17 protein-coding genes and 1 pseudogene are annotated in these 18996 nt (G+C 72.8%); 6 read left to right on the top strand and 12 right to left on the bottom strand.

All coding sequences use genetic code 11. From position 1 onward, the window contains the following. Positions 1 to 135 precede the first annotated feature (135 nt). Positions 136 to 945 (bottom strand): hypothetical protein, encoded by an 810-nt coding sequence (locus E4623_RS08000; protein ID WP_134765984.1) that lies wholly within the window; start codon positions 943 to 945, stop codon positions 136 to 138. After that, positions 942 to 1421, bottom strand: coding sequence for a sigma-70 family RNA polymerase sigma factor (locus E4623_RS08005; protein ID WP_209020569.1), 480 nt, complete (start codon positions 1419 to 1421; stop codon positions 942 to 944). Before E4623_RS08005 ends, E4623_RS08000 begins: the two co-directional genes overlap by 4 nt. Positions 1422 to 1877: 456 nt before the next feature. Between E4623_RS08005 and E4623_RS08010 the strand changes: the two genes are divergently transcribed. Together E4623_RS08010 and E4623_RS08015 are read left to right on the top strand one after the other, a co-directional pair. Then, positions 1878 to 2486, top strand: a complete 609-nt coding sequence (locus E4623_RS08010) for a hypothetical protein (RefSeq protein WP_134765986.1) — start codon at positions 1878 to 1880, stop codon at positions 2484 to 2486. Positions 2487 to 2544: 58 nt separating this feature from the next. Beyond that, entirely contained in the window at positions 2545 to 4068 is a 1524-nt protein-coding gene (locus E4623_RS08015; protein WP_134765987.1) for a LamG-like jellyroll fold domain-containing protein, read from the top strand. Positions 4069 to 4161: 93 nt separating this feature from the next. On the opposite strand, the gene E4623_RS08020 is transcribed toward E4623_RS08015, so the two are convergent. The 4 genes and pseudogenes from E4623_RS08020 to E4623_RS08040 form a co-directional block, all read right to left on the bottom strand. After that, positions 4162 to 6909 carry a hypothetical protein gene (locus tag E4623_RS08020; RefSeq protein WP_134765988.1) on the bottom strand — a complete coding sequence of 916 codons (2748 nt, stop codon included), beginning with the start codon at positions 6907 to 6909 and terminating at the stop codon, positions 4162 to 4164. 394 nt (positions 6910 to 7303) lie between these two features. Further along, positions 7304 to 7435: pseudogene (locus E4623_RS23125) on the bottom strand (ClpX C4-type zinc finger protein); the annotation flags it as partial. Positions 7436 to 7708: 273 nt separating this feature from the next. Next, positions 7709 to 8422: a hypothetical protein gene (locus E4623_RS08035; protein WP_134765990.1), complete on the bottom strand. Its 714-nt coding sequence runs from the start codon at positions 8420 to 8422 to the stop codon at positions 7709 to 7711. Beyond that, a complete protein-coding gene (locus E4623_RS08040) occupies positions 8419 to 8985 on the bottom strand; it encodes a SigE family RNA polymerase sigma factor (protein ID WP_134765991.1) in 567 nt (188 codons plus the stop codon). Before E4623_RS08040 ends, E4623_RS08035 begins: the two co-directional genes overlap by 4 nt. A 263-nt stretch (positions 8986 to 9248) precedes the next feature. Here E4623_RS08040 and E4623_RS08045 point away from each other — a divergent pair, with 263 nt between their 5' ends. Further along, positions 9249 to 9644, top strand: coding sequence for a hypothetical protein (locus tag E4623_RS08045; RefSeq protein WP_134765992.1), 396 nt, complete (start codon positions 9249 to 9251; stop codon positions 9642 to 9644). Between the two features lie 268 nt (positions 9645 to 9912). Further along, positions 9913 to 10167, top strand: coding sequence for a hypothetical protein (locus E4623_RS08050; RefSeq protein ID WP_134765993.1), 255 nt, complete (start codon positions 9913 to 9915; stop codon positions 10165 to 10167). Positions 10168 to 10302: 135 nt separating this feature from the next. Here E4623_RS08050 and E4623_RS08055 read toward each other — a convergent pair whose 3' ends face one another. The 3 genes from E4623_RS08055 to E4623_RS08065 all read right to left on the bottom strand — a co-directional run bounded on the left by E4623_RS08055 (position 10303) and on the right by E4623_RS08065 (position 13686). Further along, positions 10303 to 10866 carry a dihydrofolate reductase family protein gene (locus tag E4623_RS08055; protein WP_134765994.1) on the bottom strand — a complete coding sequence of 188 codons (564 nt, stop codon included), beginning with the start codon at positions 10864 to 10866 and terminating at the stop codon, positions 10303 to 10305. Positions 10867 to 11013: 147 nt separating this feature from the next. Continuing rightward, positions 11014 to 11490 carry a group II truncated hemoglobin gene (locus E4623_RS08060; protein WP_209020570.1) on the bottom strand — a complete coding sequence of 159 codons (477 nt, stop codon included), beginning with the start codon at positions 11488 to 11490 and terminating at the stop codon, positions 11014 to 11016. Positions 11491 to 11748: 258 nt separating this feature from the next. After that, a complete protein-coding gene (locus tag E4623_RS08065) occupies positions 11749 to 13686 on the bottom strand; it encodes a hypothetical protein (protein WP_134765995.1) in 1938 nt (645 codons plus the stop codon). A 183-nt stretch (positions 13687 to 13869) separates the two neighbouring features. Here E4623_RS08065 and E4623_RS08070 point away from each other — a divergent pair, with 183 nt between their 5' ends. Continuing rightward, entirely contained in the window at positions 13870 to 14859 is a 990-nt protein-coding gene (locus E4623_RS08070) for a phosphotransferase (protein ID WP_134765996.1), read from the top strand. 56 nt (positions 14860 to 14915) lie between these two features. On the opposite strand, the gene E4623_RS08075 is transcribed toward E4623_RS08070, so the two are convergent. Genes E4623_RS08075 through E4623_RS08085 form a run of 3 tightly spaced genes read right to left on the bottom strand, consistent with a single transcriptional unit; the run spans position 14916 to position 18167 of the window. Then, entirely contained in the window at positions 14916 to 15410 is a 495-nt protein-coding gene (locus tag E4623_RS08075) for a GNAT family N-acetyltransferase (RefSeq protein WP_167736530.1), read from the bottom strand. A 10-nt stretch (positions 15411 to 15420) separates the two neighbouring features. Beyond that, positions 15421 to 16074, bottom strand: a complete 654-nt coding sequence (locus E4623_RS08080; protein WP_134765998.1) for a hypothetical protein — start codon at positions 16072 to 16074, stop codon at positions 15421 to 15423. A gap of 11 nt (positions 16075 to 16085) precedes the next feature. Continuing rightward, positions 16086 to 18167, bottom strand: a complete 2082-nt coding sequence (locus E4623_RS08085; RefSeq protein ID WP_245154966.1) for an AAA family ATPase — start codon at positions 18165 to 18167, stop codon at positions 16086 to 16088. A 103-nt stretch (positions 18168 to 18270) separates the two neighbouring features. Here E4623_RS08085 and E4623_RS08090 point away from each other — a divergent pair, with 103 nt between their 5' ends. Continuing rightward, entirely contained in the window at positions 18271 to 18996 is a 726-nt protein-coding gene (locus E4623_RS08090) for a VOC family protein (protein ID WP_134765999.1), read from the top strand.

Raw genomic sequence — 18996 nt, forward strand, 5'->3', positions numbered from 1 at the left:
CCACCAGGAGGAGCGCGCGCGGAGCCGCGCGGCGGCGACGGTGCCGCCGCCACGGAGGGTTGGTCGTCATGTCAGGCACACCCATCGGGTTCGTGGTGGGATCCCGGAGGCTCCTGGACGCAGGGTCCGGGCGCGCTACCAGAGCTCGCCCGGGCCGGAGCGGTGCAGGACGGCACCGTCCGCGTCTAGGGCGGTGACGGTCGCGCCCGCCAGGTCGGCCTCGGTCAGCTCCCCGTCGGGGAGCCAGAAGAAGCCGAGTCCGTCGGCGGTGCTGGAGTAGGTCCGACCAGCTGCGGTGAGCTCGAGCCTGGTGACGTCGGGCGACGTCCGGACGACGGCGTAGATGCGAGCGAGGTTGCCGCCCAGGGGTCCGGGATCGCCCGCACCCGACGTCACGAGCTCGACGTGGCGCCCCGCCGGGAGCGCCTTCTCGACACCGGCGGACCGCGCCACCACCTGGAGACCGCCCGCGGCGGTCGTCTGCAGGACGCAGGTCGCGTAGTCGCGTCGCTGCCCGTAGTAGGCCAGGACGACGTCGTCGCGCAGCTCCGCGGCCCTTGGGGGGATCGACCCGGGCAAGCGCCAACCCGGCTCGGTGAGGCCGCCCGGGCCGCCGTCGGAGGCGGCACAGGTGGCCCCGACGTCGGCAAGCTGGTCGCCGGACAGGTTGGTGTCCGGGCCGGTCCAGGCGGCCACCTGGATGGTCGAGGGCCGGCCGGTGTCGACCGGGTCGACGGCGTCGGCCGGTTCGCGGTCCCGGGACTGACCACCGACGACCGCGGTGACGGTCGCAGCCGCCGCGACGACACCCGACGCCCCGAGAGCGAGACCGCGGCGCCGCGAGCGCCGCAGCCGGTCGCCCCGGGCGAGGACGTCGGCGGCGGGGGTGTCGAGGGTGAGGTCGGTGGCGGCGTTGCGCAGCGCGCGTTCCAGCTCGGTGCTCATGACGGTGTCCCTTCGGAGATGGTGAGGTGCTCGCGCAGAGACGCGAGCGCACGGTGCAGGTGAGCACTGACGGTCCCGGGCGCGACGCCCATCGACCGGGCGGTCGCGTGGGTGTCGAGGTCCAGCAGGTAGCGCAGGACGACCACCTCGCGCTGGCGGGGCGGCAGTCGACGGATGGCCGCGACCAGGTCGACCTGGCCCGGCCCGTCGGCGACCGGCAGGTCCGCGGCGGACTCGGAGGGCACCTCGCGCCGGCGCTGGCGCCACCACGAGACGTTCTGGTTGATCGCCGTCCGCACCACCCAGGCCGCCGGGGACTCCATGACGCGCACGGTGCGCCACCGCGACCAGGCGCGGGCGAACGCCTCCGCCACCGCCTCCTCGGCGCGATCGGGATCCATCCCGCTGGCCACCGCGGCACGCAGGCAGCGGCCCTTCTGCGCCGTGTAGAACTCGACGAACTCTGCAGTGCTCACATCTTCACAACGCATCGGGGCCATCATCGCTTTACCTCTGACCCCGACGAGCCACCTGAACTGACGTCCGCACGCGGCGCGACGTCCCTCCGAGGTCGTCCGGCAGAGGCCTGGGTCCTTCCCGTCCTGCCGCCATCTCGAGGGTCGAGAATGACCGACCGGCCGATCGGCCCCCAGGTGGGCTAGTCCTTTCGGGCACTTGTGCCCGAAAGCGGGGGTCCTAGGTCACCTCCGTGCGTGTTCGGGTGCGCGCGAGGCGCAGGACCACGCACAGTGGGGGCAGCAGAGAGCCACCGTCCGGTGCGGCCGAAGCCCAGTTCTTGGGGTGCTCGCCAGGCGGCACGGCCCCTGGCGACGAGCCCGGGCCAACGAGTGCTCTCGTCGGTTCTCCGGCGCGTGCGTCTCTGTCCCCCCCACAGCGCTGAACCGGCGCACCACCGAAGGAACACGGCACCCATGAAGACCCCCAGCACCCGCACCGCCAAGATCGCCGGGATCATCTCGACCCCGGTCGCACTGCTCGTCGTCGGACTCATGGTCTGGCAGTCCTCCTACGCCGCCTTCACCGGCACCACGCGCAACTCGGGCAACTCCTGGGCGACCGGCTCGGTCGCGCTGACCGACGACGACGCGGGCTCGGCCCGGTTCCAGGTCGCCGACATGCAGCCCGGCGACACCAACAACGCCTGCATCAAGGTCACCGCGAACGCCTCGGTGCCCGGTACCGTCCGCGGCTACGCCGTGAACCCGGTCCCCTCCGGCAAGGGCCTCGAGGACCGCGTCTTCGTGACCGTCCAGGCCGGCACCGGTGGCACGTTCGCCAGCTGCACCGGGTTCGTGGCCGAGGGCACCATCATCCCCCGCATGACGCTGTCGACCCTGGCCGGCTACGACGACTACAGCGACGGCGTCGGCGGCTGGGACGTCGTCAAGGGCACCCAGGCCAAGACCTACAAGGTCACCTGGGACTTCGACGCCACCGGCATGACCCAGACGCAGGTCGACGCGCTCCAGGGTGCGCAGACCGGCATCGACTTCCAGTGGGAGCTCCAGAGCCACAGCTGAGCTCCTGACGGAGCGACGCGCACCACTCCACCCACCCGACTCGACTGAGGGGTCATCCATGACTTCGGCCACCGCGGTGGCCCCCGGTCGAGTCGACGGGGGAGGACCCACCGCTGCCACCCGTCCCCACCCGTGGTGGGCCTGGGCCAGGCTGACCACCATCTGCCTGGCGCGGGCCTACCGCGGCGGTGTCCTCACGCTGATCGCCATCGCGGTGGTCCCGTGCGTGCTGAGCATGTCCTCGCACGTCATCCGCAGCGGCTCGATGGAGCCCAGCATCGAGGTCGGCGACGTCGTCGTCGCCCAGCCCCTGCCCGAGACCGGCCCGTTGCCGGTGGGCCGGGTCATGATCTTCACCAACCCCGCCACCGGGGCGGACGAGCAGCTGGTCCACCGCATCAACGAGCGACTCGACGACGGCCGCTACATCACTGCCGGTGACGCCAACGAGGTCACCGACGCCACGCCGGTCGAGCGCTCCATGTTCCACGACCGCGCCATCCTCCTCGTGCCCTACATCGGCTTGCCCGTGACCTGGGTCGCCGAGCGCGACGTGGCGCCGTTGCTGTTCTGGCTCTCCTTGACGATGCTCGCCTTCGGGGTGGCCTCGCTGCGGGTGGTGCCGCGCCCCAGGAGCGCGCCCGACGACGAGGACGACGAGGACGCCGCCGACGGCACCGGCTCGCAGCCGACCGGCCCGGCGCCCCCGCCTCGACACAGGTCGAGGCGCTCCCACGCCGCGAAGCCGTTGCTCTCGCTGGCGACCGCCCCTCTGGTGCTCCTGGTCGTCGTCGCGTCGACGACGGTGGCCTCGGCCGGCTTCACCGACACCACGAAGACCGGCCCCAACCGCTGGAAGGCGTCGACCACGCTGTACCAGCGCTACACCGCGGCGGTCATGGCCGACTCGCCCCAGTCCTTCTACCTCCTCGACGAGGCCAGCGGCGCGCTGGCCGCGGACCGCTCCGGTGCGTCGCGCACGGGCACCTTCACCGGTCTGAGCGCCTATCGCGTCCCCGGAGCACTCCCCAACAACCCCGGCACCGCGGTGAGCATCAACGGCGGCACCGACCGGATGGTCACCGGCGGGGCGGTCACCGGCGGTCCGGTGACGTTTAGCATGGAGCTGTGGTTCCGGACCGCCACCACCTCCGGCGGCAAGATGGTCGGCTTCGAGTCGACGCGGGAGAGCACGTCGAGCCAGTACGACCGGCACGTCTACATGCGCACCAACGGGCGCATCACCTACGGGCGGTGGGGCTTCCTCGGGGGGTCGGTCGTGGAGTCCTCGGCGGCCTACAACGACAACCAGTGGCACCACCTGGTCGTCTCCGTGACCGGCAACGGGACCGGCCTGTTCTCGTCCTCACGCGCGGTCATGTACCTCGACGGGGTCGCTGTCGACTCGGGCTCGACCAGCGTGCCCGGCGCGTTCTCCGGCTGGTGGCGCGTCGGGTACGGCTCGTTGCCCATCGGCGTCGGGGCTCCGGCTGCGTCGTGGACGGCCAGCGTGGACCAGTTCGCGATCTATCCCACGGCGCTGAGCGCCCAGCGGGTCGCCGCGCACTGGAACGCTCGCTGACCCGGCGCCGAGAGACCGGGGGAGAGGACCACGGGGCCCGGCCCACCAGAGGCTGCGCGACATCCGCGCGACGTAGCGGCCCCGGCCCCCGGGTCAGCGCGTGTCCAGCACCGAGATCGTCCGGGTCCGTCGCTCGTCGTCCATGTACAGCCGGATGGTGAGCTTCTCCACGCCCTCGCGGACGCGGTCGGCTCGGGTCGGGAGCCTGAGGTCGAACGTGCGGGTACCTGCCTCGAGGCGGCCGTCGGGCTGGACGTAGAGCGTGTGGAGGGGCGCCGTCAGGTCGATGTCCGTCCCGACGTGCCTGCGCATCCAGGCGGCCCGGATGTCGGTCCCACGCAGGTCGGTCCCGGGGCCGTTGACGACCGTGCCGCCGACGTAGATGTCGTAGCCCGTCGCAGCCGAGGTGGTGACCCGGAAGATGATCGGTTGCCCCTCGCGCACGGTGCGCTTGACCGGCTTGAAGGTGACGATCGCGTCGGGGTCGTCGTCGAGCACCGTCAGGCCGCCCAGGTAGTCGTCGGTGGCGATGCCGCGGGTCGGCCAGGCCCGGACCTGGGTGATGAGGTCGTGGTCGTCGACCCTGTTGCCGACGTACGTGACCGGAATCGTCCCTGCGGTCTGACCCGGGGCGATGTCGACGACGGTGCGGCGCGCCGAGCCGTGCTGGCCGACGGTGGCGACGACGACGCGAGCCGGGCTGGTGGTCGTGCCGGTGATCGTGAACGGCACGCGCGCGACCTTGCGGGCCTTGGAGCTGCCCTCGGCGACGACGAGCCGGCCCAGGTCGAGCTGCGGCAGCCGGCGCGCGGGCACGGGCGCGAGCGTCGACGGCGCGGCGGCGAGGTCGGCGACCCAGACCCGGCCCCGCGTGCTGGCCGAGACCAGCTCGACCGAGCGGATGTCGGCGAGGTCGACCCCGGCGAGCCCCGTGGCGTCGACGAGGAGCGCTTGTGCCCAGAGCTTGGTGAGGGACGGCGCCTCGAGCAACGCGTCGAGCCGGGTGCCGCCGACGGGCTCGACGACGGCGCTGTCGCCGTTGCCGTCGGTGAGCCGCACCCGCAGCCCGACGTTGGTGAACCGCGAGTCGACGATCGTGCGCAGCTCGAGCCGGTCGGTGCTGAGGTCGAGTGGGTCCGCGAAGGTGAGGCCGCCGGTGGCTCCGCGGTTGGTCCAGGACATCTCGAAGAACTTGCGGCTCGGGGTGGCCTCACCTGCGGGGGTCCAGTGCGGTGTGATCAGGTTGCCGGTGCCGCGGCCGCACAGGGCGGAGGCCGACGTGGCGGACGTCGACGAGCCCTTGCAGACCTGCGTCCTGGCGCCCGACCGCGGCGTGGTCGCAGTGGCCTCCCCACCGGGTCGACGCTCGTCGCGACCGCCGCCGATGGCGTGGCTGCGCACGTCGGCGTCGCCGATCGACGGCACGGTCACGGGGGACCCGTCGAAGAGCGGCAGGTAGGCGTCGTCGCCGGCGAAGAGCTTGACGGCCCCGGCGATGTAGGCCGTGCCCACGTCGCGCTGCTCGCCGGCCTTGAGCCGGCCGGGATCGCGCCTCCCGCAGGGTCCGTCCCGGTCGCCGTACCAGTCGTCGCTGGCGGGTGCGGCGGCGATGCCGGGTGTCCACTCGGTGTTGAAGAAGTTGTGGTTGGCGCCCATCACCAGCACCGAGCTCTTGAGCGAGGTGTCGTCGGTGGCGAGGTCGCGTCCGGTGTCGGTGAACCTCTGGCCCTGGATGTCGGACACGTCGCCGTCGCAGTAGGGCAGCACCGTCACGGTGGGCACGTACGGCGCGGTGTGGGAGGCGAAGTTCGTCGGCGCGACCAGCACCTGACCGGCGATCGTGTACGGCGCGCTCAGCGGGATCCCGATGGAAGCGCGATCGACGCCCTCGCCGCCACGACTGTGCCCGACGAGCACGACCTGGCCGAGGTCGACCTGGTGCCCGGCGGCGACGTCGACCCAGTGGTCGAGGTGGGCCTCCACGATCGTGGCCCGCGCTGCGGCGCCGCCGTCGTCGAGGCGGTCGTCCTGGGCGTTGATGCCGTTGACCCGCACCGAGACGGTCGCATAGCCCTGCGAGGCCAGCACCCGTTGCACGTAGTCGTAACCGAGGTGGCTCGGGATCTCGGCGAACGGTGCGCGGCACGGCCACCGCTCGCTGTAGTTGTCGGGGTCGCCAGGGTCGTAGCAGAAGTCGTGGCGGCCGTGCATGAAGAGGACCAGGGGACGCGGTCCGGTCAGCTGGTCGGCCGCCGGCTCCACGACGTGACCCACCATCTCGATCGGCTGACGCATGCCGGCCACCTTCACCGGCTCGAGGGTGTAGTCGCTGGTCGCCGTGGAGAACGTCCCGGGCTCGCCCGGGTCGGTCGCCGCCAGCGGAGCCCTGCCCGGGGCCGGGCTGGCCGTCTCGCCCACGGTGTCGGCGGGGTCGAGGCCACGCTCGTCGACCCGGTCACCGGACAGGACGACGTCCAGCTCGACCGGGTCGGGGCGCTCGGCCGAGGTCACCACGGCGGTGACCGTGCGGCCGTCGTCCTCGATGGTCGGCGCTCCGAACGCGAGCCCGGCGCCGCCGATGGTGGGGCGGTCGGAGGTCGTCGGGAAGGCGTCGGGTGACGTCCACGACACCTCGTAGGTGTCGCCGCCGATCGCGACGACCCTCCACGTCCCCGTCGGGCTGACCCCGGTCGGCCCGGGACCGGTAGTGGGTGCTGCCGGTGGGCCGCTCGGATCGGGGGCGGCCGCAGCCTGCGCCGGGGTCGTCGGTAGCAGGCCCGCCAGGAGAGCGGCAGCGGCCACGGCGGCGAGACGGGCTGGGACGCGTGGGTAGATCGGCACCAGCCGACGATTCATCTGCACACTTCACTGACGGGAGGAGGAGCCGAAAACGTTGCGCGCACGCCCCAGGCTCATCGCGCCACGCGTGGCCGTCGCGGCGCGGAGCAGGGGAGGGACCCGGAGCTCGACGCGGCATGGTCGGGTCTGCGCGCCGGCCCGTGGCGGAAGATCAGTCGGAGTCGGTGGAGAAGCGCTCCCACGCCGACTGACGACTCATCCCCAGGTTCTCGCCGATCCGGGCCCAGGTCACGCCGCGGGACCGCAGCCGTTGGGCGCGGTCGATGACTGCCTCCTCCACCTGGTCGCGGGACGCTGCGATCTGGACCATGTCGAGGAGGAGCTCGTCGTCACTCTTGTCGTCGAGCGGAGGAAAGGACGGCGTGGGTTTGCTGGCCAGGATGTTCACGCAGATCTCGACGCACCCGTTGCAGATGTACACGCCGGGGCCGGCGATGAGCTTCTCAGCTTCGGTCCCGAGCTTGCCGCAGAACGAGCAGTGATGGTTGTCCGGGCTGGTGGTGGTCATGGTGTCACTCTCCGATTGCTGTCAGGCGCATCCTGACACAATTGTCAGGGTAGGCCTGACGTGGTTCGAATGACAAGGGCTTTCCCCGCGAGTCGCCAACCGTCATCGACGATCAGCCTGGCCAGGCGTAGACGGTGTCGCGGGCTCAGCGCGGCGTTTGCATGACTAGCGTGAGACATGAAGGCCTCCTGGCGGCGAAGCGGTTCTTAGACGCTCCACTCCACCGCGGGAGGCCTTCACCCTTCTACGGACGCGCCGTACCCGTAGTCATGGTCAGCGGCCTGGGGCCTGGCCGGGGCGGCGCTGTCCCTCGGTGAGCTCCTCGAGAGGGATGCCGGCGGGGTCGTCGCCCGCCTCGTCCGTCTCGGCGGCTCCGGGGCCGACCTCCACCGACGCGAGCAGTGCGATCATGTCGGGCACCGGGAAGGCGCCGTCGGGGAACTGCACGATCACCCTGCCCTGCGGCTCGCCGGCCTGCGTAGCGGTGACGACCATCGTGTGACCGCTGTCGCCGCGGACGACGTAGTCACGACCCTCGAAGGTCTCGTGGCGGCCGGGGCCGGGGTCATTGGGCTCGTAGAGGATGACGAGCTTGCCCTCGAACGCCTCGGGGAAGCGGTCGGGGGCGCCGGAGAGCGGCACCATCGTCACGAAGTCCCCTCGGCCGCCCTGGACCTCCCAGCCCTCCGGCACGGCGTCGAAGGAGAAAGGGCCCACGACCACGCGGTCGTCGACGGTGCTCGGCGCAGCAGCGACGCCCGGGTCGTCGGTCGAGCGCCCACCGTCGGAGGCGCGCCCGTCAAGGGCGGTGGCCGCGCCGACGCCGACCACGGCGAGCGCGGCGAGGCCGGCCACGCTCACCGCACCTCGGCGGCGCCAGGTGCGGCGCAGAGCCTCGCGGCCGCGGGTCAGGTCGTCGGTGGGCGTGGCGGTCGGTGCGTCGTGCGCACTGGCGGCGGTGTCGAGCAGGCTGCGCAGGTCGTTCATCGGATCTCCTCAGGGACGGGATGGGCGGGGAACTTGTGCTCGCCGAGGGCGGCTCGCAGGTGTGCGAGAGCTTTGGCGTTCTGGGACTTGACGGTGCCTTCGGTGCAGTCGAGCAACCGGGCGGTCTCGGCGACGTCGAGGTCGAGCCAGTGGCGCAGCACCACCACGGCCCGCTGCCGCGGGGCGAGCCCGGCCAGGGCTGCCAGGACGTCGCGGCGCAGTTCGACGTCGGGCGCACTGTCGGAGGCGCGCGCGGTGCGAGAGCCACCCTCGGTGATGAACGCGTCGTCGCCGGCGCCGCCGGCGGCGATCTCGCGACGCCGGTAGGCCCGGCGGGTCTCGTCGACGAAGGCGTGGGTCAGCGTGGTGCGGGCGTAGCCGACCGGGTTGCCGGCGCGCCGCACCCGCGACCACGACACGTAGAGCTTGGTGAGGGTCGTCTGGACGAGGTCCTCGGCCCACGCCTGGTCACCGGCCGTGAGCAGTCGTCCCATCGACACCAGGGCGCCGCGGTGAGCACTCACGAACTCCGCGAACTCGTCGTCGCGCTCGGCGCGTCTCATGTGCGTGCGTCTCCTCGGTGCCGTCGGTCACTGTCACCTCCTTGACGGGGGTGGCGCCACCCGCGGTTGCCCCGGGCGACGACGAGCTTGTCGGCTCCACCGCGCGCCCGGCAGGACGACATGGGTGTCGGTCAGTCCTGGTGGCGCCCCAACCTCGGCCAGGACCCTCTCCAAGACCGAGATCGAGAAGGCCCGTGGCGCAGAGCGGCCCCGCCGAGGGCAGGAGCCCGCCGTGTGTCGGTGGTCACGCCTATCGTCCAGCCATGCGCACCCTGACGTTGAGCGACATCGAGCAAGCACTGCGCGCGTCGTGGGACGCGAAGACGCAGTTCGCGACAGCCGACTACCTGGCGCGGGGAGCCGGACGGGCGTCGCGTGGGCAGTGCGGCACGACCGCGTTGGTGGTCCAGGAGCTCCTCGGCGGTGACCTGATGGTCGCCGACCTCGAGCACGCTGGTCAGGTCGTGGGCGTCCACTACTGGAACGTGACGTCGGGCGGCGTCGAGGTCGACCTGACCCGCGACCAGCTTCTGGACGACGAGTCGCTCGTCGATGTGCGCCGGGTCGTCATGCCACGCAGCGCATCTGCGGGGGAGCGTCCGTTCCAGGTCCTGCGGGAGCGGGTTCGAGAACGACTCGATCTCCACAACCTGACATAATGTCACTTATCGGCGAACCAAACCCACGCGCAGGGACCGGTCTCGGAGCCACCCAACCCACAGGCGCGTGGACAGCCAGGTGACGCCGTAGGCGGAGCCGTCGAGCTGCGAGACGTCGACGCCGGACAGCCAGGCCTCGTGCCGTCGCACAGACGAGCGTGACCAGCCGTTGACCGCGCCGCGTTTCCCGCCGGTTGGTGCGTTGTCTCTGCTGAAGTGCGCGTACTGACCGTCGTTGTGGCTCGGCGAATGGTGGCAGACTCCGAGCATGGACGGTGGGACAGGCGACGAGGCTCTGCTCGTCGGTCGCGGGGTGATGTTGATCGACGAGTTCTCGCAAGCGACCGGGCTGGACCGGCCCACGGCCGACGCTCTGGTGAAGGACCGCGAGGTTGAGGGCTTGTGCCGCCCCGACGGACAGGTGTGGGGCATCTTCGACGACGTGCTGCCCACGAAGGAGGAGTTGCGTTCTCTGGGGTTGCGGGTCCGAGACGACTACGACCCTGCACGTCACCGTTCCTAGGTCGGCACCGATGACGACGAGGACGCCTCCGGTGCCGAGGAGGCAGCGAACGGCTGGACTCCGTCCTGAGATGGCGCCCAGACGATCTGCAACCGAGGGTGTTGCCCGACTCCACCACGCTCGAGGACGGATCCGTTAGCGCCGGGTCTCGTACCTGGTCACGACGACGCCACCAGGAAACGTCCGGGTCTCCAGGAGGTTGAGGTCGACCCAGCTGTCCAGGACGGTGAAGAACGGCGTGCCGCCGCCCACCAGGACGGGCGCGGTCGCCAGCACGTACTCGTCGATCAGCCCGGCCCGCATGGCGGCGGCGGCGAGGGTGGCGCCGGCGATGTCCATGGGAGCACCGTCCTCGCCCTTGAGGCGGGTGATCTCGGTGACCGCGTCGCCGGTGACGAGGCGGGTGTTCCAGTCGACCGTGCTGGTCGTCGAGGAGAACACCACCTTGGGCATGTCCCGCCAGCGACGGGCGAACTCGGCCTCCGCCGGAGTGACGCCCGGCTGTTGGTCGGCGGTCGGCCAGTGAGAGCTCATCGTCTCCCACAGCTTGCGCCCGTACAGCGCCACGCCCGTCGCACCCACCCGGTCGGACCACCACTGGAACAGCTCGTCGCTCGGCGCGCCCCAGCCGATGTCGTCGCCGGGCGCGGCGATGTAGCCGTCGAGGCTCACGTTCATCCCGAAGGTCAGTCTCCGCACAGCGTCATCCTCCTGTGAAGTCGGTCCCCGACATCGGCAGACCGCCACGGTGCGGACGACTCATCGGTCCGGCGCGATCGGCGGTCGGTCGACCTGCACTCAGGTCCACAGGTCCACGCCGGTCCCGTCCTTCCGAGCGCTCGCGGATCACCCCTGGTACGGCGGCGCGACGCCCCAGCCCCAGCGCGGGACAGGTGCGTGCTCGGCGACGGTGGCACCGCGCACGGAGTTGCCCATCGCCAGGCGGGTCCCCCACTCGACGTAGCCGATGATCGCGGCCCGGAACTCCGGGTCGTCGGGCAGCCCCGCGTCGTCCGCCGCCAGGCTCATCGTGGCCACGAAGCGGTGGCGCTGCTCGGGCGTGATGCCCAGGTCGCGGTGGTGGGCCAGCATCGTCTCGTAGCCGCCGTGCTCGTCGGTGTAGACCGTCGGACCGCCGAGCACCTCGGCCCACCAGGCGGCGACGTGGGACCGGTGGCGCTCGTCGACACCTCCCGGGAAGAACGCCGCCAGCAGGTCGTCCGCCTCGACCCGGTCGTAGAACGCGTCGATGAGCGCGCGGACGGCAGCGCTGCCGCCGGCCCAGTCGTACAGCGTCGGCAGGTCGGGTTCGTCCACTCCCATGGAGCCAGGATCCCAGACGACGGCACGTGCGGACGACCCCGAATCGGTCGATTCCTCCCGCCGGAAGCCACCCTCCGTGCTGGGCACCTGGCCCACCATCCACGCGCCGTCGTCGCTGACGAGCCAGGCGATGGGGCGTGCAGGGTCGTCGGGCTCCCCCAGGCGGTGTTGTCGCGGGAACAGCTCGACCATCGGGTGCCACGCCGTCCGGGTAGCCGGTGTTCACCGGGCCGGGATCGACGGTGTTCAGTGCGGCGGTCAGGCGCGGGAGGCTCCCACCGCATCGACCTGGACGAGACGCCCCCGTGTCAGGACCCGGATCTCGAGCGTCCCTCGCGCCTCGGACTGACCTGCCGCGAGCAGGACGTGCGTGACCAGTCCGGCCCGGCCGGCCAGGTCGATGGTCCCGAGACGCCTGTCACCCACCGTCACCGCGATCTTCCCGCAGGTGCGGCACCGGCGGACGGTGAGCGCGAGACGGCGGGCCAGCACCGGTACCGAGAGAGTGGCGCCCCGGCGCGTCGAAGCGGACAGGCCGTTGCCGTAGGCAGCGCGATCCCGGGTGGACTCCCACCTCCCCCGGCGCCGCAGGTCGCGGTCGTCGAGCGGGACGGCGTCGCACCGCTCGGCGGAGACCGGGCCGACGTTGCCGCTGCCGTCGGTCGCGCGGACCGCGAAGCAGTAGGTGGTGCCGCGGGTGCCTGCGACCGTCGCGCGCGTGCTGGTGGTCCGCGTCTGCCAGTTCCGCGCCGGGCCGAAAGCGCCGTCGGCCGTCGCCGAGCGCAGGAGGACGTCGTACGACGCGATGCCGCTGGCATCCGTGCCGCCCCACGCGACGGCCATCGGGCGCTGCCGGGCCATCCGTACCGTCGTCGGGCTGGTGATGGTGGCGACGGGCGGGGTCCGGTCCAGTCGGGCGTGGTAGAGGTAGTCGAAGGTCGGGTACAGGTCGCCCTCGATGTTCTCCATGCTCCACACCACGTCGCCATCGACGCGGTCCGGAGCCTGGTAGACGCGCCACCCAGCGAGGGACGTGGACCACGTCGAGTCCGATCGCAGCGTTTCGCGGGTCGGCCCCCACGTCGTGGCGCCTCCCACCCACAGCTCTCGTGACTGGACGGCGCCTCGTTCCAGCCAGACGGCGAGGTACCCGCCGGCACCGCGCGGGCTGAGGACCGACGCCCCCAGCGTCGATGCTGGGTCGGATCCCTCGGCGCGAGCGACCACCTGGCCGTCCGACCACCCGTCCTCCGTGCGCCGGCTCGCCAGCGAGCGGACGACCGACGGTCCACCGTCGACCTCCTGCTCCTCGGTCCACGTGATGGCCGGCTCTTCGTGGTTCGCGTGCGCGCCGAGGGCGATGACGTCGAGCGCGGCGCTCTCGGTGGCGACGACGCGGGGAGCCGTGAGCAGACCGGTGGCGTCGCGGGACAGCGAACGGACGGTGCTCACGCCGTCGTGCTCCTGCTCCCACAGGACCACCACCTCGCCGGTCTCGGTGACAGCCGTGTCGACCGCGCCGACGCCGTCGAGGGGGTCGGTCAGGTCGACGACCTCGGGCTCCGAGGACGTACCGAACGGCGTCGCCATGCGGAGCCACTCGCGCGACGTGTAGGTGCCGGTTCCAGAGACCGGCCAGGTGATCGTCACCGCACCCCCTGGGTCGACGGTCACCTTCGGCGCCCGGGTCGCACCGCCGGTCGGGACGCCGGGCATGGTGCGCGTGTACGTCCTCGGCTCGCCCCAGTCCTGGCCAGGCAACCGCCGCACGACCTGGACGCTGACGTCGGCTGCGCTCCGCACCGCAACCACGACGACGCCGTCCTCGTTCACCTCGAGCGAGGGTGCCGAGATGGAGGTAGCGGGGGCGATCAGCCCACCGGCGTCCCAGACGCCGTCTCTCATGGTCTCCGCCCAGAGCCCGTCGGGCACGTTGCGGACGACGGTGACGACCCCCGCCTCGTCCATGACGAGCGACGCCGCCCCGCGCGCGAGCACGTGCGGGGTCGACCAGTCACCGTTCGGACCGCGGCGGGTGCGGACGGTCAGGACGAAGTCGTCGTCGCGGGCGAGCAGCGCCAGGTCGCCACGCGAGTTGCCGACCAGCTGGACGGGAACACCCTGTCCCAGGGTGGGCCGAGCGGCTCGCGGTGCCGTGGGCCGCACCGGCTCCGCGCCCGCCTCCACCACGCTCAAGCCAGTCAGGGCCAGCGACGTGAACAGCAACGCCACAGCGGCGGTCCGCGTCGTGCCAACCATCGGCAGTGTCCCCTCGTCGTCCTCGATGTCGCCGGACCCTAACCCGAGAACCTCCTGCGGTGGGCGACATCGCGACACCGGTGTGGCCGCGGCTCCCCGTCGACGTGCTGGGATGGCCGCGTGGTCGACGTGCACGTGCCGGTGGAGATGCTCTGGGAGACGTGCGACCCGCGGGCCGCGTTGACCGAGCGGTTCGGGTTCGCGGACGCCGTCGCGGCGGCGCGCTGGGTGACGGCGACGCTGGGCGAGCGGTGGGGCCTGCGGGTCGCCTCGGTCGAGCGGGTGGTGATCAGCGACGTGAACGCGATCGCGTGGGTCGCGACGCCGACCGGGCCGATGCTCGTGAAGTGGTCGGCGGCGCCTGAGCGGTTCGCGCGCCTCGCCGAGGTCGCCCGGCTCACCCGGTGGCTCGACGACCGCGGGTTGCCGGTGTCGGCGCCGGTCCCCTCGCTGGGCGGCGACCCGCAGGTCCGCGTCGACGCGGTCTCGATGGGCGTCCAGCACGTGGTCCCCGGCGAGCTCCTCGACGTCGACCGTCCCGACCAGGTGCGGGCCGCCGGTGCCGTCCTGGCCAGGCTGCACCACGCGCTGGCGACGTACCCCGGGGCGGACCGGTTCGACTCCCCCGGGCCCGACGCGGTCCAGCCGGCCGCCCGCGTCGCCGCTTGGCTCGACGGGACGCACCCCGAGGTCCTGCCGGCAGCACGCGAGGCGCTTCGAGCGCTGGCCGCCGGTGCCCCGATCGACGTGCTGCCGGCCCAGCTCGTCCACGGCGACGTGCGCGCCGCGAACATCCTGTGCGACGGCCCCACGGTCTCCGCGGTGCTCGACCTCGAGGAGACCCGTGTCGATCACGCCGTCGTCGAGCTGGCGCGCTCGGCGGTGCTGCTCGGGACCAGGTTCCGGGACTGGGGTCCGGTCTCGGCCGACGTGCGGGCGACGTTCCTGTCGGGCTACGAGTCCGTGCGTCCGCTGACTCGGGTCGAGTCCGCCTGGTGGGAGGCCCTGGTCCTCTGGCAGGCCCTGGCCGTCGTCCCGGCCGGCGACGACCCGACCGGGTGGGGCGCCTCGGCGTGGAGCCAGGTGGCGGCACCGAGCCACCGACGGTGAGCGCGGTCGGCAGGGATGGCCGGCCAGGGGTGGTCGCCAGCGGTGGTCGGCCGACGTCAGTCCGGAGGTCGCGCCACCGTGTCGTCGTGCCACATCCGACGCTCGGCGGGCTCAGCGGCGGGCCAGTCCTCGGGCACGCCGTGGTCGACGAACCCGGCGCGGGTGTAGGCGCGGATCGCGCCCAGGTTGTCGTCGCGCACCATGAGACCAGTGCGCCGGCCGCTGCTGCGGGCCCAGTCGACCACCAGGTCGATCAGCCTCCCGGCCAGACCGGTGCCGCGCTCGCCGGGGGCCACCCACATCGAGATCAGCTCCACCGACTCCCCCGACTCCGTGCCCGAGACCACGCCGACCGGCCCCAGGTCGCCCCTGGCGACCACCGTGAGCGGGACGTCGGTCAGCCGGCGGCGCCAACGGTCCTCCGTCGCGTCGACCCAGTCGGCGTGCCGGGACCCGAAGGCGCCCGGCGAGTCGGCCAGCGCCGCGAGGCGCACGGCGCGGAACTCCCGCCAGTCGTCCGGGCCGAGCCGGACCAGGTCGAGGTCGCTCACGCCCAGCAGGCTAGTCGGACCACGGGTGCCGCGGGTCGAGGAGGGCCACGGTGTCCCGCAGCCAACGGCGAGCCCGCGCGTCGAGCATCGGCAGGGCGACGTCGGCGTCGCGTCGGTCCTTCTCGCGCACCTGTGCCGCCTTGTACATCAAGGTGACCTCGGGGCGGGCGTAGCGGAGTCCGTCCGGCGCGACCCAGGTCACGGCGTCGAGGTCCTCGGTGTGCGCCGGGTGGCGCTTGTTGGACCAGCGCCCGTCCGTGGACGGGGTGAACGGGACGTCGAGGACCCAGGGCGACCGGGCGTCCCGGCGCACCCAGACCTGGCTGTCCGGGCGGACGTCGGTGAACCGGTCGTCGAACGGACGGAACCAGCCGTCGTCGACGTTCCACGGGGTCCACCTCTCCCCCAGGAACAGCCGGAACGCCTCGGCGTCGGCGGACAGGATCGAGATGTCCATGTCCTCGTGGTGCCGCGGCACGCCGGTGAAGACCTCGATGCTCCAGCCGCCGATGATCCACCACGGCCGGTCGAAGCCGTCCATGAACGCCGAGATGGTCGTCGGGTCGAGCGGGTCCCAGCCGCCGTACCAGCGGTCGAACCCCGCGGGCTCGAGGTGCCCCGCTCCGGGCGGGGTGGGGGCGGGCGGTCCGAGGGGTGGTGTCACGCCCGGCGACGCTACCGGCCCACGGCGTCCGGCGGGCCGAGCTCGGCCGGCAGGTCGCCGTCCGGGAGGAGGGTCAACGACGTGACGGCGCGGGTCAGGCAGACGTAGAGACGCCGCAGCCCCGTCACCCGGTCGGGCTCGCCGTCGACGATCCCCTCCGGGTCGAGCAGGACGACGTGGTCGAACTCCAGGCCCTTGGCCAGGCTCGCCGGCACCAGGTCGAGGTGGGCGTCGAACTCCGAGGCCTCGTCGCCCCGGTCCTCGCCGAGGCGGGCGAAGGGCACCCCGGCGTCGTGGAGCGCCACGGCCACGGGTTCGACCCTGGCGTCGGGCACGATCACGGCGACCGACCCGACCCGCTCGCCGACCCGCAGCGCCACGTCGACGACCGGGTCGGACGTCACGTCCAGCTCACCCCGGGAGCGGCGCACCGACGTCGGCGGCTCGAGGTCGGGAGCGATGTGCGGCAGGAGCCGCGCGGCGTACTCGATCACCTCGCCGGGCACCCGGAAGCCGCGGGTGAGCTGCTCGACGTGCGCGTCCGGCTTGCCCAGGTGGCCCAGCGCCTCCGCCCACGACCGCGTCGCCCAGGGCGTCGTCGCCTGGGCGAGGTCACCGAGCACCGTCAGGGAGCCCGTCGACGCACGTCGCGCCAGCGCGCGCAGCATCATCGGTGACAGGTCCTGCGCCTCGTCGACCACGATGTGGGCCAGTGAGGGCGTCCGGTTCAGCAGGTCGCGCGCCTCGTCGAGCAGGACGACGTCGGCCAGCGACCACCGCGCCGAGCCCGGCGCCCGCGACGGCTCGGCCCACCCCAGGACCTCCCGCTCGGCCGGGTCGAGCACTCCCCCGGCCGCCGCCTCGAGCGCCGCGGGGTCGGACAGCAGCGCCCAGACGAGGCGGGCGGGATCCACCGGCGGCCACAGCTGCTTGACGTAGTCGCGCACCGGCCGGGACCGGGCCACCGCGTCCTGGACCCGGTCGTCGGGCGACTCACCGCCGTCGGCCATGGCGGCCAGCACGCGGTGGGCCAGCGCCTGCGGCAGCATCGCCCGGCCGGCGTCGTACCGCACGCCGCGGGCGCGCAGCCCGGCGAGGACGGCGGCCACGTCGTCGGCCGTCACGCGCCAGCGCCGTGCTCCCCACGGCACGACCAGCGACTCCGCCGGGGTCGCGACACGACCCCACAGCGCCCGCTCGAGGACGACGGCCATCCGGGCGTCGCCCTTGAGCACCGCGACGGCGGCCGGGTCGGTGGCGCGCACCTCGACCGTCCGCTTGCCGGACGCCCCGGCCACCACCAGCTCGTCGATGGTCGACTGCGTCGCCTCGATCTCCCCGAGCGCCGGGAGCACGTCGCGGATGTAGCGCAGGAAGCTCGCGTTCGGCCCGACCACCAGGACGCCCTGACGGCGCAGCTGGTCGCGGTGGGCGTAGAGCAGGTAGGCGGCGCGGTGCAGGCCGACCGCGGTCTTCCCGGTGCCGGGCGCCCCCTGCACGCAGATCGTCCGCGCCAGCTCGGCCCGCACGATCACGTCCTGCTCGGGCTGGATGGTGGCGACGATGTCACGCATCGGGCCGACGCGGGGACGCTCGATCTCCGACTCCAGGATCTCGGAGAAGCCGGCCTCGTCGCCGCTGCCGAGGTCCTCGTCCTCGAACGCCGTGAGCCGGCCCAGCTGGAAGCCGTAGCGGCGGCGGACCCTGACCCCCATCGGTTCGCGGGCGCTGGCCCGGTAGAACGGCAGGCTGACCGGCGCGCGCCAGTCGACGACGAGCGGGTCGCCGAGCTCGTCGGAGACGTGGCGCCGTCCGATGTGCAGCGACTCCGCCTCGGTACCGGGGCCGGCGCCCGTCTCGAGCCGGCCGAAGAACAGCGGGACGGTCGGGTCGTCGGCCAGCTGCTCCATCCTGAGCGCCAGCGACGCCGTGAGGACCTCCTGGCTCACCCAGTCGCCCGCGGCCCCGGCGTCCAGCGAGGCCGTACGACGGCGCATCCGGGCCAGCTGCCGGCGGGACTCGGCCAGGTGCTCGACCTCGGCGGCCAGCTCGGCGTCGTCCGGACCGGCGTCGGCGGTGCGGTCGCGGGACACGGCGGGACCTCCGGGCGGGTGGACGGGAGCAGCCACCGACCGTACCAACCCGGGCGGTCCAAACTGCGTTGACCGCCCCGGGGTCGCTCCCTACGGTCGGGTCATGTCGCTCCGACTCGACGCCCTGGTGATCGACGCGCTCGACCCCGGCGGCCTCGCCGCCTTCTGGTCCGGCGTCCTCGGGTGGACGCCGACCGGCGACGGCCTCACCCTCGAGCCTGCCGACGACACCGGCTTCCGGATCAGGTTCATGCCGACGCAGGCACCGAAGACCGGACCGAACCAGATGCACACCGACCTGACCAGCGCGTCGCTCGAGGCCCAGCAGCAGACCGTGGCCAGGGTGCTGGAGCTCGGCGGTCGTCACCTCGACGTCGGCCAGCGACCCGACGAGGGTCACGTCGTGCTCGCCGACCCGGAGGGCAACGAGCTCTGCGTCATCGGGCCCGGCAACGCCTTCCTCGCAGGCTGTCCCTTCATCGGGGCGCTGTCGAGCGACGGCACCCAGGCCGTCGGCCACTTCTGGAGCGCCGCGCTGGGCTGGCCCCTCGTCTGGGACCAGGACGAGGAGACGGCCGTCCAGGCGCCGCACGGTGGCCCGAAGATCAGCTGGGGTGGTCCGCCGCTCAACCCCAGGACGGGCAAGAACCGCTGGCACCTCGACCTCGCCCCGGAGGCCGGCGGCGACCAGGCCACGGAGGTCGCGCGGCTGGTCGCGCGCGGCGCGTCGCCCGTCGACATCGGGCAGGGCGACGTCAGGCCGGGCGTCGACCCGGTCGTGCTGGCCGACCCGGACGGCAACGAGCTCTGCGTGCTGGCCGCCCCGTGA

Origin of the sequence: Nocardioides sp. 1609, assembly GCF_004522105.1 — a bacterium.
In the GTDB taxonomy this organism is placed as follows: domain Bacteria; phylum Actinomycetota; class Actinomycetes; order Propionibacteriales; family Nocardioidaceae; genus Nocardioides.

What these genes read in the sequence shown, in the direction of transcription:
- E4623_RS08000 (WP_134765984.1), bottom strand. Translation starts at nt 945, where the DNA reads ATGAGCACCGAGCTGGAACGCGCGCTGCGCAACGCCGCCACCGACCTC.
- E4623_RS08010 (WP_134765986.1), top strand. Translation starts at nt 1,878, where the DNA reads ATGAAGACCCCCAGCACCCGCACCGCCAAGATCGCCGGGATCATCTCG.
- E4623_RS08015 (WP_134765987.1), top strand. Translation starts at nt 2,545, where the DNA reads ATGACTTCGGCCACCGCGGTGGCCCCCGGTCGAGTCGACGGGGGAGGA.
- E4623_RS08035 (WP_134765990.1), bottom strand. Translation starts at nt 8,422, where the DNA reads ATGAACGACCTGCGCAGCCTGCTCGACACCGCCGCCAGTGCGCACGAC.
- E4623_RS08040 (WP_134765991.1), bottom strand. Translation starts at nt 8,985, where the DNA reads ATGAGACGCGCCGAGCGCGACGACGAGTTCGCGGAGTTCGTGAGTGCT.
- E4623_RS08045 (WP_134765992.1), top strand. Translation starts at nt 9,249, where the DNA reads ATGCGCACCCTGACGTTGAGCGACATCGAGCAAGCACTGCGCGCGTCG.
- E4623_RS08050 (WP_134765993.1), top strand. Translation starts at nt 9,913, where the DNA reads ATGGACGGTGGGACAGGCGACGAGGCTCTGCTCGTCGGTCGCGGGGTG.
- E4623_RS08060 (WP_209020570.1), bottom strand. Translation starts at nt 11,490, where the DNA reads ATGGGAGTGGACGAACCCGACCTGCCGACGCTGTACGACTGGGCCGGC.
- E4623_RS08090 (WP_134765999.1), top strand. Translation starts at nt 18,271, where the DNA reads ATGTCGCTCCGACTCGACGCCCTGGTGATCGACGCGCTCGACCCCGGC.